Raw genomic sequence first — 12,771 nt, 5'->3', positions numbered from 1 at the left:
AAACCCCGACAATACTCCGTTGTTTTAAAGTCTACATTTTCCAACTTTTGTTAATATGGACATTAAGAAGAAGTTTGGTTTAAAAATAAAAGAGTTAAGAAAAGAAAGAGGCTTATCTCAAGAAAAGCTCGCTCATCTTGCCGAGATTGACAGAACATATTTACCCTCAATCGAAAAAGGCGAAAGAAATGTTTCTATTGAAATTGTAGAAAGACTGGCAAATGCGCTTAATGTAAAAATTAAAGATTTATTTGATGAATAGAGCTTATTATAAATCTTCAATTTCAAATTTCCTTCAAGAAAGCTCAGAAAGTATTTTAGGCAAAATAGTCGATCAATACGACTTGAACCGACAGGAAATCCAACAAAAAAATGCTTGGAAAAAGCAAATCCTAATTCTTAAAAATACCCTTCAAAATCTTAATGGAGAAATCTATTTTGAGTTCTCAATCCCAAGAATGGGCAAAAGAGTTGACAATATAGTTATTATTGATAATTGTATTTTCATTATTGAATTTAAAATAGGAGCAAATAATTTTGACAAATACGCGAAAGACCAAGTATTTGATTATGCCTTAGACATGAATCATTTTCATGAAGGAAGCCATAATAAAATTATTATACCTCTATTAGTTGCTGACAATGCTGTAGAATCTAAAAATACATTTATAAAGAAAGTTGATAATCTATATGATGTAATATATTCAAATTCTAAAACTCTAACAGAAACGATAAAATTTTCATTACAACACTTTAAAAGCGCTTCTGAAAAAATAGATGTCTCAAGTTGGGAAAATTCAAGCTACAAACCTACTCCTACAATAATTGAAGCAGCAACAGCTTTATATAAAAACCATAGTGTTAAGGAAATATCTCGAAGTGGTGCTGAAGCAAAAAATCTATCATTAACTTCTGAATGTATTTCTTACATAATTGATTATTCAAAGAAATACAATCAAAAATCTATCTGCTTTGTAACCGGTGTACCTGGTGCAGGTAAAACGTTAGCAGGATTGAATATAGCCAACATAAGGTCCAATTATGAAGAAGAAGAACATACCGTTTTCTTGTCTGGAAATGGACCTCTAGTTGATGTACTAAGAGAAGCATTAGCAAGAGATAAGGTTAAAACAGCTAAAGAAAATAATAACCCGATAACTAAAGGACAAGCCACATCCCAAGTTAAATCGTTTATTCAAAATATTCATCATTTTAGAGATGCTTCACTAAAAGATGAAAAAGCCCCTATAGAAAAGGTAACAATATTTGATGAGGCGCAAAGAGCATGGACAAAAGAACAAGCTTCAAAATTCATGAAAAGGAATAAAGGAAGAGATGATTTTGAAAAATCAGAACCAGAGTTTCTTATTGAAGTCATAGATAGGCACGAAGATTGGTGCACTATAGTTTGTCTAATTGGTGGGGGACAAGAAATAAATACTGGAGAAGCAGGTCTTGAAGAATGGATTAGGCCTTTCTCCGACTTTTTCCCTGAATGGAAAATATTTTATTCTTCTAAAATAACCGAAGACAAAGATTATATAAAAGATTTTTCCATATTGAATATTCTGAATAAAAGAAATGCCGTTAAAAAAGATGAATTGCATCTTTCAGTATCTCTTAGATCTTTTAGAAGCGCACAATTATCCAGTTTTATACATGAGATAATTGACAATAACGCTTCAAAAGCGAAAGATATATATACAGCCTCGATAAAAGAACATTATCCAATTAAAATTACACGTGACTTAGAAACCGCAAAGAATTGGTTAAAGAATCAAGCAAACGGTTCAGAAAGAATTGGCATAATAGCTTCTTCTGGTGCAATCAGACTTCGCCCTTTTGGCTTAAACGTTAAAGCTAAAATTGATGCACCTATTTGGTTTCTTAATGATGAGAATGATATTCGGTCATCACACTTTTTAGAAGAAGTTGCTACCCAATTTGACATTCAAGGACTTGAACTCGATTGGACTTGTTTAGCTTGGGACGGAAACTTCTATTATGAGAATAACAGATGGAATTTTAAAAACTTCAAAGGCTCTAAGTGGCAAAATATAATAGACCCAACAAACATAAACTACCTAATCAACTCATATAGAGTATTATTAACACGCGCTAGGCAAGGCATGATTATATATATTCCTTATGGAAATAATGAAGATAGTACACGTCCCTCCTATATGTACGACGGTACATATAACTTCTTTAAAGACTTAGGCATAGAAGAAATATAAAAAACCGGCTTACGCCGGTTCTCATTTTAATAAAGTATGTAGTGTATGTATTAGTATCTGGCTACTCTTCTGCGAGGCTGCTTATGGTAATGTTTATTTCCGTGTTTAACTTTTTTAACTTTATATGGTTTATTATAGTAAGTGTAAGGAGTTCTTCCGTAGTAGTTGTTCACCACCACTTTCTGGCAACGGTGAAAATCATAATTTCTGTAGGCTACCGGTACATAAGCCGTACGCACCCACGCTCCATTGCTTACATATAGATAGTTTCTTGCAGTGATGTCGTAGTACACATTAATTTCGGGCATGTAATAATACCTTGCCTCCACGTGTGTAGCCGGTACCCATACTGCTGGCGCTGGCGCCGGAGTACCAATGTTCATGTTTACACTTACAGATACCTGGGCTTTTGCAAGTGCTCCTGTCATCAAAAATAGTCCAACGAGTAAAATTCTAAGTGTCTTCATAATTATTCAGTTTAGGGCTGTTTCTCAAAAAGTAAAAAACAGCGTGGTTTTGTAACGGTATAGCCAACAACCGTGCCTAAAACTAGGCGTGCATAGAATTTTTATTTAAAAATTTTTACAAAACACTGAAAAACAAGACTTTATTTTTTAGTAATTTTATAGTTTAATCCCTCGCTTATGGAAACAAAAAGAGAAATAACCGAGAAAATTTTTAAGATAACGGTGCTCATTCAGGAGAAATATCCGCAGTTGTCAAACTATTTGGGAGAGGTACAGGAAACACTTCCGGCACTGGAACACCCCGAGGTAGACTCTAACAGCCTTTCCAAATATTACCAAACGCTGGAAACCATGTTACAGGACTACCTTATGGAACACCCCGAACTGGAGGGTTAGTTAATAAGGTACAACAGGAAGTCCTCAACCGATTTATAATCTTCCCTGAGCAGTTTCTTTTTGAGGCGCATTTTGCACACCCTCACACTTTGTGGCGAAATGCCCAGTATACTTGCCATGTCTTTTCCGTTTAGCTCCAGGCGCATTAATACCATAATACGTATCTCGGCTTCGGTAAGGTTTATTTGACTGTCTTTTATCCTTGAAAAGAAGTCGGGATAAATGGAATTGAAACGCAGCCTGAACTTTTCCCAGTCGTCATCGGTAAGAATTTTTTGTTCCAGCAGTTGGGCTACTTCCTCCTCACTTACCTCTTCATTAGAAACTACCTCATTTTCCTTCTCCTCCTTCAATTTATTTATTATGGCATTCTTTTTAGAAAGATCCAGTATATAGGTTTTAAGCTCTCTTTCCTTTACATCTATCATACGTTGGGAATTGTATAAATCCAATTCCAACTGACTCTTTTTAAATCGTATTTGGGACAGGTACCTGTACACAAAAAAAGCAATAATCAACAATGCTATAAACACACCAAATCCTATAAAATACAGTCGGTTTTTAGCAATCTTCTTTTCGTTTTGCAGATTTTGAATTCGTAGGTTTTTTACCTCAACCCCTAGCCCTGCCTGATAGCGCAACAGTTGTTCCTTTTGATTGGACTCCAGTATTTCATGCTGTCCCTCATAATACTTTTTATAATAATATAATGCCGAATCGGGTCTGTTAAAACGTTCGTGATTACGCGACAGTTCCATATAGGCTTCACTTATACGCACCTTACTGTTAAGCTTCAAACTGAGCTTAAGGCATTTTCGGGAATTTTCAAATGCTTTTGCCCTGTTGCCTTTTAGCGCATATACTACCCCAAGGTTTTGATAGGCGGTAGCCATACCTTCGGTGTAATGATTATCAAGGCATTCTTCCAGCGAAATGTTATAGTATTTTAGGGCGGCATCAAGTTGGTCACCGTAACGGTATATCTGCCCCTGATTGTTGTAGGCCAAAGCCAAATCAATATGGTCGTCAAGCTCCTTAAAGATTTCTATCGCCTTGTTGTTAAACTCAAACGCTTCATTAAAAATGCGCTTCTCCTTTAATATAAGTGCCCTGTTAGTATAGGTTAAGCCCAGCAGTTGGGGTAAATTGAGTTTTTCTGCCAGTTGTGCAGCCTCATTATAACACTCCATTGCGGCCTCATTATTTTCAAGGCGCCAGTATATTAAGCCTAAACTGTTAAGTAGGTTAGCCATATGCACCTCATCATCGGTTTGTTTAACATGCTGATAGGCTTCGGTAAAATACTTCAGGGCTTCTTCATAATTGCCCATGCGCCATTGATCGTTACCCAAATCGGTTAACGATATACTTTTCTTGACAACTTCGTCGGGTAAATCAGGGGTTTTGCCGGTGTCTGGTTTACATGAAATAAAAAAGAGCATCAGGAGCAATATTGCCCTAACGTAATTTTTCATAAATGTGTCTCTTTAATAGCTTGGGTCAAATGTAAATCTTATTACCGACTAATCAAATCAAAAGTCAACAATTTGCTAATGAGCGTTTTGGTCATTTTTACCATAAACTCATAAAAGCAATAACTTATTAATATGTCACACTTTTTCGATTTTGAAATAAGGGCTAAAACAAAAAAACCTTACGGCAAGCCGTAAGGTCTGAAAAAACATCGCACTGTAATCACTACCACTATGAAGGTGCGAGTTTAGCTAGTTCATTCTTAAAAAAATAGCGCACAAAATCCTATATGGATTGGTTATCAATTTTGGGTATGCAAATGTAGCAATAAGTACCATATAAGCGACAAAAATTTATGTTGACATACGTGTTGACAACACCACTTTATTTTCTTTATATTGAAAAGAATGAGGTTTATTAGGCAAAAAAGTTATTTTTCAGTTATTTTTACCGCGCATTAATAATCATTATGTAATTTTTTATCCTGCAACAGGACGTTACAGCACAAAGTCATCATATGAATTCAAAGTACATTAATTATTTTGCCTTTATTATAATTTCGCTAACCTCTATTGTTTTTGCCGTGAACTATTTTTTCACAGATGCAATACCACATGCGGTTACACAATTCTTTATATGGGCATCGGTTTTCGGACTAACCCTATTTGCCGTTAAAAAGCGTAGCCTTACCACCTGGATACTGGTATGCCTTGTTATAGGTGCAGCAATAGGACACGAATGGCCCGAAGCCGGACAGGGATTACAGGTTTTAAGTAAAATCTTCCTTAAGCTTATCAAAACCATTGTTGGTCCGCTTATTTTTGCCACTCTCGTTTACGGTATTGCGGGGCACAGTAACATAAAACAGGTAGGCCGTATGGGCTGGAAATCACTCCTGTACTTTGAAATTGTTACAACATTAGCCCTGTTTATAGGTCTAGCGGCGATAAACATTACTAAAGCAGGTGAAGGTATTATTCAGCCAACCGATATTAAAGAAACCATACAGGCTGCCGAACCTCAAACCTGGCAGCAAATCATACTGCATATTTTCCCTGAAAACATAGCCAAATCAATGGCCGAAGGTGAAGTGCTTCAAATAGTGGTATTCAGTGTGATATTTGGTATTGCCCTGATTATGGTGCCTGAAAAGAAACGTAAAGTAATGGTTGACTTTACCCAAAGCCTTAGTGAGGTAATGTTTAAATTTACCAATATAGTTATGTACTTTGCTCCTATAGGTGTAGGTGCTGCTATGGCATATACTGTAGGGCACATGGGACTCAGTGTACTTATTCCGCTATTAAAACTGTTATTAACCCTATATGGAGCACTATTGGTATTTGTAATAATTGTATTTATACCGATAGCCCTATTTATAAAACTGGATTTAAGAGCCTTTATTAAAGCTATTGGCGAACCGGTTTCTATTGCATTTGCCACAACAAGTTCCGAAGCAGCTTTACCACGTGCAATGGAAGCAATGGAAAGCATAGGGGTTCCACGTAAAATTGTTTCGTTTGTAATGCCTATGGGCTATAGCTTTAACCTTGACGGAACAACTCTTTACCTATCGCTAGCCAGTGTGTTTGTGGCACAGGCAGCAGGTATAGATCTAAGTATCGGCGAACAGCTTATTATGGTGTTTACCCTTATGGTAACCAGTAAAGGTGTTGCGGGTATACCAAGAGCATCACTGGTAATACTTATGGGTACGGCAGCATCGTTTAACCTGCCTGTATGGCCTATATTCATTATACTGGGTATTGATGAACTTATGGATATGGCACGTACATCAATAAACGTAGTGGGTAACTGTTTGGCTTCGGCAGTAATTGCCAAGTGGGAAGGCGAGTTTGACCCTACCCTTGAAGCTCAGGAGGTATTTAAAACCGAACTTTACGAAAGTCATGACGACGAAAACAAATAAATAAAAAGCCGCACATTGTGCGGCTTTTTATTTATTACATTTATATACTTATAACCCCATTATGATAGAGGAAAATATACTACTGGAGTTTGGTGCACGTAAGCTGCACTTTAAAAAAGGGGAACCTATTTTTAGTCAGGGGGATCTCCCTAAGTATTATTACCAGATTATAAACGGGGAAATTAAAATGAATAACTATAATGAGGAAGGTAAAGAGTTTATACAGGGACTGTTTAGTGACGGAAACTGCTTTGGGGAACCTCCGCTTTTTCTGGACAGACCTTATCCTGCAGGAGCGGTAGCCACAAGCGACACTTCCCTTTATGCGCTCCCTAAAGAAACTTTCCTTAAGCTACTGCACTCCCACCCTGACACTAATGTTGCAATGACAGTTAACCTTGCACAAAGGCTGTACTATAAGGCCATTATGGCTTCAGAGATATCATCGCAGGATGCAGAACACCGCATAATAACACTTATCGACTATTTTAAAAACGTTATTCATGAGAATGACGAAGCACAATATAAAGTCACCCTAACCCGCCAACAGATAGCCGACCTCACAGGGTTAAGGGTAGAAACGGTTATAAGAGCCATAAAATCACTCGAAAAGCAGGGCGAATTAAGTATTAACGAGCGAAAAATATATAGATAAAGTATACGGTAATAATAATTTACCGAACATGATATTTATCATAAAATAAAGGATATCAGCAGCTTAAATTTGTACTATAAATTTAAAACATTACTGGTATGAGCACTTATGATAAATTTTTAGACAATTACACAAAAGGATTTATGGGCTTTAATACTTTAGCCATTTTAGCCCAAAGCTGTTTAGGTGGTATCGCTGCCATGTTTGTACTTCAAAACGGTAATACACCGGCACAAATGATTCAGCTGTTTTTTATAACCATATTCTGTTCCGGCTTTAACGGTAGCGTTTTAGCACAGCAAAAACCTAAAGTAGTGTTTAACCTGCTTATCACTACTGTAATACTAAACCTTGCCATCATCTTACTAAACGTTTTTATACTCTAATCAATTTCCGTACTAAAACCTAACACAACGTTTGTTTTAATGTTAGAGGGTTGCCCGTAAAAAGGCAACCCTTTATTTTTTTGATTATGATTCAGGTCATAAAACCGAAAGCGACTCCAAAAGTAACTTTGGTATAACAAACGTTAAACGGTTTTAATCATGAAAACATATCAAAAATATCTGGAAAGCTACAAAAAAGGGTTCATAGGGTTTAATACTCTTGGTATACTATTTCAAAGCTGTTTAGGATCGGCAGCAGCGATGCTGGTATTACAAAACGGCACCAGTCCGGCACAAATGGTACAGCTATTCTTTATAACCATTTTCTGTATGGGCTTTAACGGCAGCGTACTGGCACAGCAAAAACCTAAAATAGTATTTAACATGCTTATTGCTACCATAACCGTGAGCACTGTTATAGCACTACTCAATCTCTTTATTATTTAAACTAAGGGGCTGTCTTAAAATGTCATTCTGAATGTAACGCAGTGAAATGAAGAATCTCAAACCGGGTTAACAGAGATTTTTCCTTTCGTCAAAATGACAAGATGTAACAGTAATCATTTTTAAGTCAGCCCTATACTTTACTTTCCGGTTCATGCAGTACCGGGAAGTTACAGGAGTTAGCAATAAAACACATCTCATTTGCTTTTTGATGTAGCTCGTTTGCTTTATGTAGCATACCCTCTTCCTGAACTGTAACCACTGGTCTCAATATAACCTTTACAAACCTGCCCGATCCGTTTGGGGTCTCTTCCATTTCTCCAACAGCATTGTCCTTATAAGCCGTTATTATGATTCCGGCTTCCGAACACAAATGCAAATACCATAACATATGGCAGGATGAAAGCGAAGCCAAAAGCATTTCCTCAGGGTTATACCTGGAACTGTCTCCTCTAAAAGCAGGATCTGACGAGCCCAAAACAACGGGTTTCCCTTCTGTTTGTATATCATAATCACGGGTATAGCTAGTGTAACTTTTTGTACCCGAACCTCTGTTGCCCGTCCATTGCAGTTGCGTAGAATAATGATGTGTTTTCATACCCTTAAAATTAAAACTAAATTTTCAATTCACTACTGACATACGGTTGTCACTACCCCATAATAATTTTGCTTCATAATCAAAAAATCATCAGTTATGACAACAGTATCAGCACTAACAGCAGAGCAGTTTTTAAATCACTGGAAAGGACATCGCGGCCTTACCAGAAAAGCAATTGAAGCTTTCCCTGAAGAGGAGCTTTTTAGTTACAGCATAGGAGGCATGAGGACCTTTGGCGAGATAATGCTTGAAGTAGTAAGTATTACCTATTATGGTGTGGAAGGGGTAACTACCGGAACATGGAGAAATATAGAGAACCTACCTTATTACACTACCGAAAAAACGATAACTACCAAACAGCAGCTATTAGAGTTTTGGGACAAAACCACAGCTTACATTGACCAGGAATGGGAAAAATTGCTTAGTCTGGATTTTGAACAGCACATAAAGTCTTTTGAGATTTACGAAAACACCATTGCATCTTCGATGCTGTACTGGATAGACAACGAAGTACACCACAGGGGGCAGGGATATGTTTATTTAAGAGCCTTAGGCATTACACCTCCGTTCTTTTGGGAACGTTTTTAATATCGGAGTACAATCATCATCAAATCAATCAATAAAGAAAAAGGGACACCACAAGGTGTCCCTTTTCGTTTTAAATACCCAATTTAAGCATCGTCTTTTTAATAAGACAATGATATCTTCGTTGCCCTGTATTTGGGCATGATCTAAAGCGGTTTTCCCGAAACGGTCGGCAATTGTTACATCTGTATTATGATCCAGCAATAGCGTTACTATATCTGCCTGTCCAAAAGTGGCTGCAAATATGAGTGCCGTAGCATTATTGGAGTTTACCTTATTCACATTAGCACCACCTTTAACCAGTAGTACTGCCATATCCATATACCCTTTAAAGGCTGCACCCATAAGCGCCGTGTTTCCGCTACCGTCCTGTGCATTTACATCTACGCCGGCATCTATTAAAAACTGTACGGCTTCCTCTTGGTTATTGTACACCGCCAGGATAAGCGGAGTGTATCCTCTTGCATCAGGAGTATTCAAATTCACCCCGCTTACCAAAAGCTGCCTTAACTCATCAACATTATTATTCCTTGCCGCATTAAAGGCATCCTGAGCCAGTGCTATGCCCGAAATCAATAACAGTAGTATAACAATTATCAGTTGTTTCATTGTTTTGTTTTTTATTAGTGACCTAAAAGTCCTTCCAGTTCGGCACGGCTCATGTTAAGTTCTTTAGCCAGTCGCATTCCGTATTCCCTGTCTGCCTGATAGAAGTAACCAATCATTTTTGCTTTGATAACCGGGTTTTTAACCTGCTTTAACGCTCCCGAAAGGTTATAAATCAAAGCATCCTTATCTTTTTTACTGAAAGAACGGTACAGTTCGCCTGCCTGTGCAAAATCATTCGGCTTTGATATTTTTGCCTGCGTAGTTGCTACATTAAGGAATTCTGATTTTGAATATTTAAATTTAGTATCCTCTGTAACCTGTGGTTTGTTTACCGATGGCTGATAGTTTACATCGCCCTGTTGTTTACGAGTAGACATATACCCATCCTGATTATAAGTAGTAACAGCTGTTTTTGGTGCGTTTACCGGAAGCTGCTGGAAGTTACCTCCTAAACGGTGGCGCTGAGTATCAAAGTAAGAGAATAACCTTCCCTGCAGTAATTTATCTTCAGACGGTTCGATACCCGGAACAAGTGTACCCGGAGAGAATGCCGACTGTTCTACTTCCTGAAAATAATTCTCGGGATTACCGTTAAGCGTCATAGTACCTACAAGTATTGGTTTAGCCACTTTTTCCGGCCATACTTTAGTTACATCTACCGGATTGAAATCCAGTTGATCAAAATCTTCCTTTTTAAGCATTTGCACATACAGGTCCCATTTTGGGAAGTTACCATCTTCAATAGCATTACGAAGGTCAAGTGTAGCGTGTTCTATCATGGTAGACTGTATTTTGTTTGCCTCTTCCTGAGAAAGGTTACGCTCTCCCTGTTGTGATTTCCATGTGTACTTTACATAAGTCACCTCACCGTTGTAATTAACCCATTTAAAAGCATGTACTCCCGATCCGTTCATTTCACGGTAATTGGCAGGAATACCATAGTCAGAAAAAAGCCATGTTAGCATATGGGTAGCTTCGGGTACATTAGCAAAAAAATCAAAAACCCTGTTTGGGTCAGATGCACCGTTTGTAACCGGAGACGGTTTAAAAGCATGAACCATATCGGGGAACTTTATGGCATCGCGTATAAAGAATACCGGAAGGTTGTTCCCTACTAAATCATAGTTGCCCTGCTCAGTATAAAACTTAACCGCAAAACCCCTTGGATCACGATAGCTTTCAGGAGATCCCTTTTGGTGTACCACTGTTGAAAAACGTACAAAAAGAGGTGTTTTTTTACCTGCCTCACTTAAAAAGGCAGCTTTGGTTATATTAGAGAAATCGGCCGCAGCCACAAATTCGCCATAAGCACCGGCACCTCTTGCGTGTACTACCCTTTCAGGGATACGTTCCCTGTCAAAAGCAGCCAGTTTTTCAATAAGGTGAATGTCTTCCAGTAATACCTGTCCGTCGTTACCTATGGTTTTAGAGTTTTGATTGTCACCTACAGGAGCACCTGTATTTGTGGTTAACGTTTGTGCCTGAGAGAATACCGAAAACAGTATTAAACCCGAACATAATGTTTTAATCATAGTGGTATATTTATTGTTTGTGCAGCAAAAATAGGGGCTTATACCACCCTGTTTCGGGGCTTTTAAATGCTTGTTTTTATAGCACCATAAGAAAATTTTATAACGTATTGTTTTAAATTTAACTTGTTATTACTAAGCACCTTTAACAGAAATTAAACAACATTTTGACAGTACAATTCTTAAGAATAGATAAATATTAAATAAATGTGTACGTATTCTCATTTTTTTTAACTATTTATGCCCTGAACAAACGATTATAATTTTAAAATAAGCATGGGCGGCCTAAAAAAAGTAAATGTTGTAAGGAGAAATATAATGCGTAGCCTTACGCGTAATATTGGTGTTACAAATCTGGAGAAGGATTTTAAATTAAAGGAAAAACCCGAAATTAAAAGAATACTGATAATACGTCCAAATAAAAGGCTGGGTAACCTGTTGCTTATCACTCCGCTTTTAGAAGAAGTAAACGAAGTTTTCCCTAACTGTAAGATTGATATTTTTGTAAGAGGCGGACTTGCTCCAATACTTTTTGAAAATTACAGTAACGTTGATCGCATTATAAAACTACCCGGAAAACCTTTTAAAGAACTTATTAAATATTCGCTTGCATGGCTTTCGGTTAAAAAGAAGCGTTATGATATGGTGATAAACGTGGTTAACTCCTCTTCATCAGGAAGACTATCTACTAAGTTTGCCACCGCTAAGTTTAAACACTTTGGTGATGTTAGCGATAAAATAAAGGAAATGTATGCCGACAGTAACCATATAGCCAAATATCCGGTTTATAATTTTAGGTACTTTTTGAGCAAACTAGGGTATGAGAAAAACGACACACCTGTACCGCCACTAAACCTTAGGTTAAGCGACAAGGAGCTTGAACAGGGTAGACAAATTGTGAAAGACATTGTAAAGAACGATAAAAAAACCATTGCCATATTTACTTTTGCCACAGGAGATAAATGCTACAAACCGGAATGGTGGAATCCGTTTTATGAGAGACTACAGTCCGAATATGCCAATGACTACAATATTATTGAGATATTGCCTGTAGAGAATGTATCGCAAATTGATTTTAAAGCTCCTACTTATTACAGTAAGGAAATAAGGGAAATAGGTGGTGTTATGGCAGCCTGCGAAGTATTTATAGGTGCCGATAGCGGCATGATGCACCTGGCAGCGGCTTCGCTTGTTCCAACCATAGGACTGTTCTCCTGCACTCATCCTGCTACATACGGACCTTACAATAAAGGCAGCGAATCCATAAATACAAACAACACAACTATGGATAGCTGGATAGAAAGTATAAATAAAGCCTTAAAAGCATAACAAAAAAGCCACTCGTATGAGTGGTTTTTTTATTATATCTGTCTCGTCCTGAAATAAGTTGACACAAATTCGACTTATTATGAAAGACAAAGCAATTACACGCATAAAGCGTAGTCAAAAGGATTACAACATG

The 12,771-nt window shown here is 37.4% G+C and carries 14 protein-coding genes; 9 read left to right on the top strand and 5 right to left on the bottom strand.

Going from position 1 to position 12,771, the window contains the following annotated elements; genetic code table 11:
• Window positions 1-55: 55 nt before the first annotated feature.
• Together GN157_RS11220 and GN157_RS11215 are read left to right on the top strand one after the other, a co-directional pair.
• Window positions 56-262, top strand: a complete 207-nt coding sequence (locus GN157_RS11220; protein WP_157483491.1) for a helix-turn-helix domain-containing protein — start codon at window positions 56-58, stop codon at window positions 260-262.
• Entirely contained in the window at window positions 255-2,237 is a 1,983-nt protein-coding gene (locus GN157_RS11215) for a DUF2075 domain-containing protein (protein WP_157483490.1), read from the top strand. Before GN157_RS11220 ends, GN157_RS11215 begins: the two co-directional genes overlap by 8 nt.
• A gap of 50 nt (window positions 2,238-2,287) precedes the next feature.
• Here GN157_RS11215 and GN157_RS11210 read toward each other — a convergent pair whose 3' ends face one another.
• Window positions 2,288-2,704: a hypothetical protein gene (locus GN157_RS11210; protein ID WP_157483489.1), complete on the bottom strand. Its 417-nt coding sequence runs from the start codon at window positions 2,702-2,704 to the stop codon at window positions 2,288-2,290.
• Window positions 2,705-2,881: 177 nt separating this feature from the next.
• On the opposite strand from GN157_RS11210, the gene GN157_RS11205 reads away from it, so the two are divergent.
• Window positions 2,882-3,100 (top strand): hypothetical protein, encoded by a 219-nt coding sequence (locus GN157_RS11205; RefSeq protein WP_157483488.1) that lies wholly within the window; start codon window positions 2,882-2,884, stop codon window positions 3,098-3,100.
• Here GN157_RS11205 and GN157_RS11200 read toward each other — a convergent pair.
• A complete protein-coding gene (locus GN157_RS11200; RefSeq protein ID WP_157483487.1) occupies window positions 3,097-4,575 on the bottom strand; it encodes a tetratricopeptide repeat protein in 1,479 nt (492 codons plus the stop codon). The two genes, GN157_RS11205 and GN157_RS11200, sit on opposite strands and share 4 nt — an antisense overlap.
• Window positions 4,576-5,090: 515 nt before the next feature.
• Between GN157_RS11200 and GN157_RS11195 the strand changes: the two genes are divergently transcribed.
• From GN157_RS11195 to GN157_RS11180, 4 genes are all read left to right on the top strand, one after another.
• Window positions 5,091-6,503 (top strand): dicarboxylate/amino acid:cation symporter, encoded by a 1,413-nt coding sequence (locus GN157_RS11195; RefSeq protein WP_157483486.1) that lies wholly within the window; start codon window positions 5,091-5,093, stop codon window positions 6,501-6,503.
• A gap of 61 nt (window positions 6,504-6,564) precedes the next feature.
• Entirely contained in the window at window positions 6,565-7,158 is a 594-nt protein-coding gene (locus GN157_RS11190; protein WP_157483485.1) for a Crp/Fnr family transcriptional regulator, read from the top strand.
• Window positions 7,159-7,256: 98 nt separating this feature from the next.
• The gene (locus GN157_RS11185) at window positions 7,257-7,544 is read left to right on the top strand and encodes a hypothetical protein (protein WP_035131394.1); all 288 of its coding nucleotides are present in this window, start codon (window positions 7,257-7,259) and stop codon (window positions 7,542-7,544) included.
• A 159-nt stretch (window positions 7,545-7,703) separates the two neighbouring features.
• Entirely contained in the window at window positions 7,704-7,991 is a 288-nt protein-coding gene (locus GN157_RS11180) for a hypothetical protein (protein WP_157483484.1), read from the top strand.
• Window positions 7,992-8,121: 130 nt separating this feature from the next.
• On the opposite strand, the gene GN157_RS11175 is transcribed toward GN157_RS11180, so the two are convergent.
• The gene (locus GN157_RS11175) at window positions 8,122-8,586 is read right to left on the bottom strand and encodes an OsmC family protein (RefSeq protein WP_157483483.1); all 465 of its coding nucleotides are present in this window, start codon (window positions 8,584-8,586) and stop codon (window positions 8,122-8,124) included.
• Between the two features lie 96 nt (window positions 8,587-8,682).
• Between GN157_RS11175 and GN157_RS11170 the strand changes: the two genes are divergently transcribed.
• Entirely contained in the window at window positions 8,683-9,174 is a 492-nt protein-coding gene (locus GN157_RS11170; RefSeq protein ID WP_157483482.1) for a DinB family protein, read from the top strand.
• Window positions 9,175-9,198: 24 nt separating this feature from the next.
• Here the strand turns inward: GN157_RS11170 and GN157_RS11165 are convergent, their stop codons facing one another.
• Together GN157_RS11165 and GN157_RS11160 are read right to left on the bottom strand one after the other, a co-directional pair.
• Complete coding sequence (locus tag GN157_RS11165) at window positions 9,199-9,780, bottom strand: ankyrin repeat domain-containing protein (RefSeq protein WP_157483481.1); 582 nt, start codon at window positions 9,778-9,780, stop codon at window positions 9,199-9,201.
• Between the two features lie 14 nt (window positions 9,781-9,794).
• A complete protein-coding gene (locus GN157_RS11160) occupies window positions 9,795-11,312 on the bottom strand; it encodes a catalase (RefSeq protein ID WP_157483480.1) in 1,518 nt (505 codons plus the stop codon).
• Between the two features lie 273 nt (window positions 11,313-11,585).
• On the opposite strand from GN157_RS11160, the gene GN157_RS11155 reads away from it, so the two are divergent.
• Entirely contained in the window at window positions 11,586-12,638 is a 1,053-nt protein-coding gene (locus GN157_RS11155; RefSeq protein WP_157483479.1) for a glycosyltransferase family 9 protein, read from the top strand.
• The last annotated feature ends 133 nt before the right edge of the window (window positions 12,639-12,771 follow it).

The sequence above is a fragment of the Flavobacterium rakeshii genome, from assembly GCF_009741375.1.
GTDB classification, from domain to species: Bacteria; Bacteroidota; Bacteroidia; order Flavobacteriales; family Flavobacteriaceae; genus Flavobacterium; species Flavobacterium rakeshii.
The sequence above is the reverse complement of the archived record's forward strand: the minus strand, read 5'-3'. Positions and strand labels throughout refer to the sequence as shown.

Excerpts from the sequence above, each read along its gene's own strand:
- GN157_RS11220 (WP_157483491.1), top strand. The coding sequence starts at position 56 with ATGGACATTAAGAAGAAGTTTGGTTTAAAAATAAAAGAGTTAAGAAAA.
- GN157_RS11215 (WP_157483490.1), top strand. The coding sequence starts at position 255 with ATGAATAGAGCTTATTATAAATCTTCAATTTCAAATTTCCTTCAAGAA.
- GN157_RS11210 (WP_157483489.1), bottom strand. The coding sequence starts at position 2,704 with ATGAAGACACTTAGAATTTTACTCGTTGGACTATTTTTGATGACAGGA.
- GN157_RS11205 (WP_157483488.1), top strand. The coding sequence starts at position 2,882 with ATGGAAACAAAAAGAGAAATAACCGAGAAAATTTTTAAGATAACGGTG.
- GN157_RS11200 (WP_157483487.1), bottom strand. The coding sequence starts at position 4,575 with ATGAAAAATTACGTTAGGGCAATATTGCTCCTGATGCTCTTTTTTATT.
- GN157_RS11195 (WP_157483486.1), top strand. The coding sequence starts at position 5,091 with ATGAATTCAAAGTACATTAATTATTTTGCCTTTATTATAATTTCGCTA.
- GN157_RS11190 (WP_157483485.1), top strand. The coding sequence starts at position 6,565 with ATGATAGAGGAAAATATACTACTGGAGTTTGGTGCACGTAAGCTGCAC.
- GN157_RS11185 (WP_035131394.1), top strand. The coding sequence starts at position 7,257 with ATGAGCACTTATGATAAATTTTTAGACAATTACACAAAAGGATTTATG.
- GN157_RS11180 (WP_157483484.1), top strand. The coding sequence starts at position 7,704 with ATGAAAACATATCAAAAATATCTGGAAAGCTACAAAAAAGGGTTCATA.
- GN157_RS11175 (WP_157483483.1), bottom strand. The coding sequence starts at position 8,586 with ATGAAAACACATCATTATTCTACGCAACTGCAATGGACGGGCAACAGA.
- GN157_RS11170 (WP_157483482.1), top strand. The coding sequence starts at position 8,683 with ATGACAACAGTATCAGCACTAACAGCAGAGCAGTTTTTAAATCACTGG.
- GN157_RS11165 (WP_157483481.1), bottom strand. The coding sequence starts at position 9,780 with ATGAAACAACTGATAATTGTTATACTACTGTTATTGATTTCGGGCATA.
- GN157_RS11160 (WP_157483480.1), bottom strand. The coding sequence starts at position 11,312 with ATGATTAAAACATTATGTTCGGGTTTAATACTGTTTTCGGTATTCTCT.
- GN157_RS11155 (WP_157483479.1), top strand. The coding sequence starts at position 11,586 with ATGGGCGGCCTAAAAAAAGTAAATGTTGTAAGGAGAAATATAATGCGT.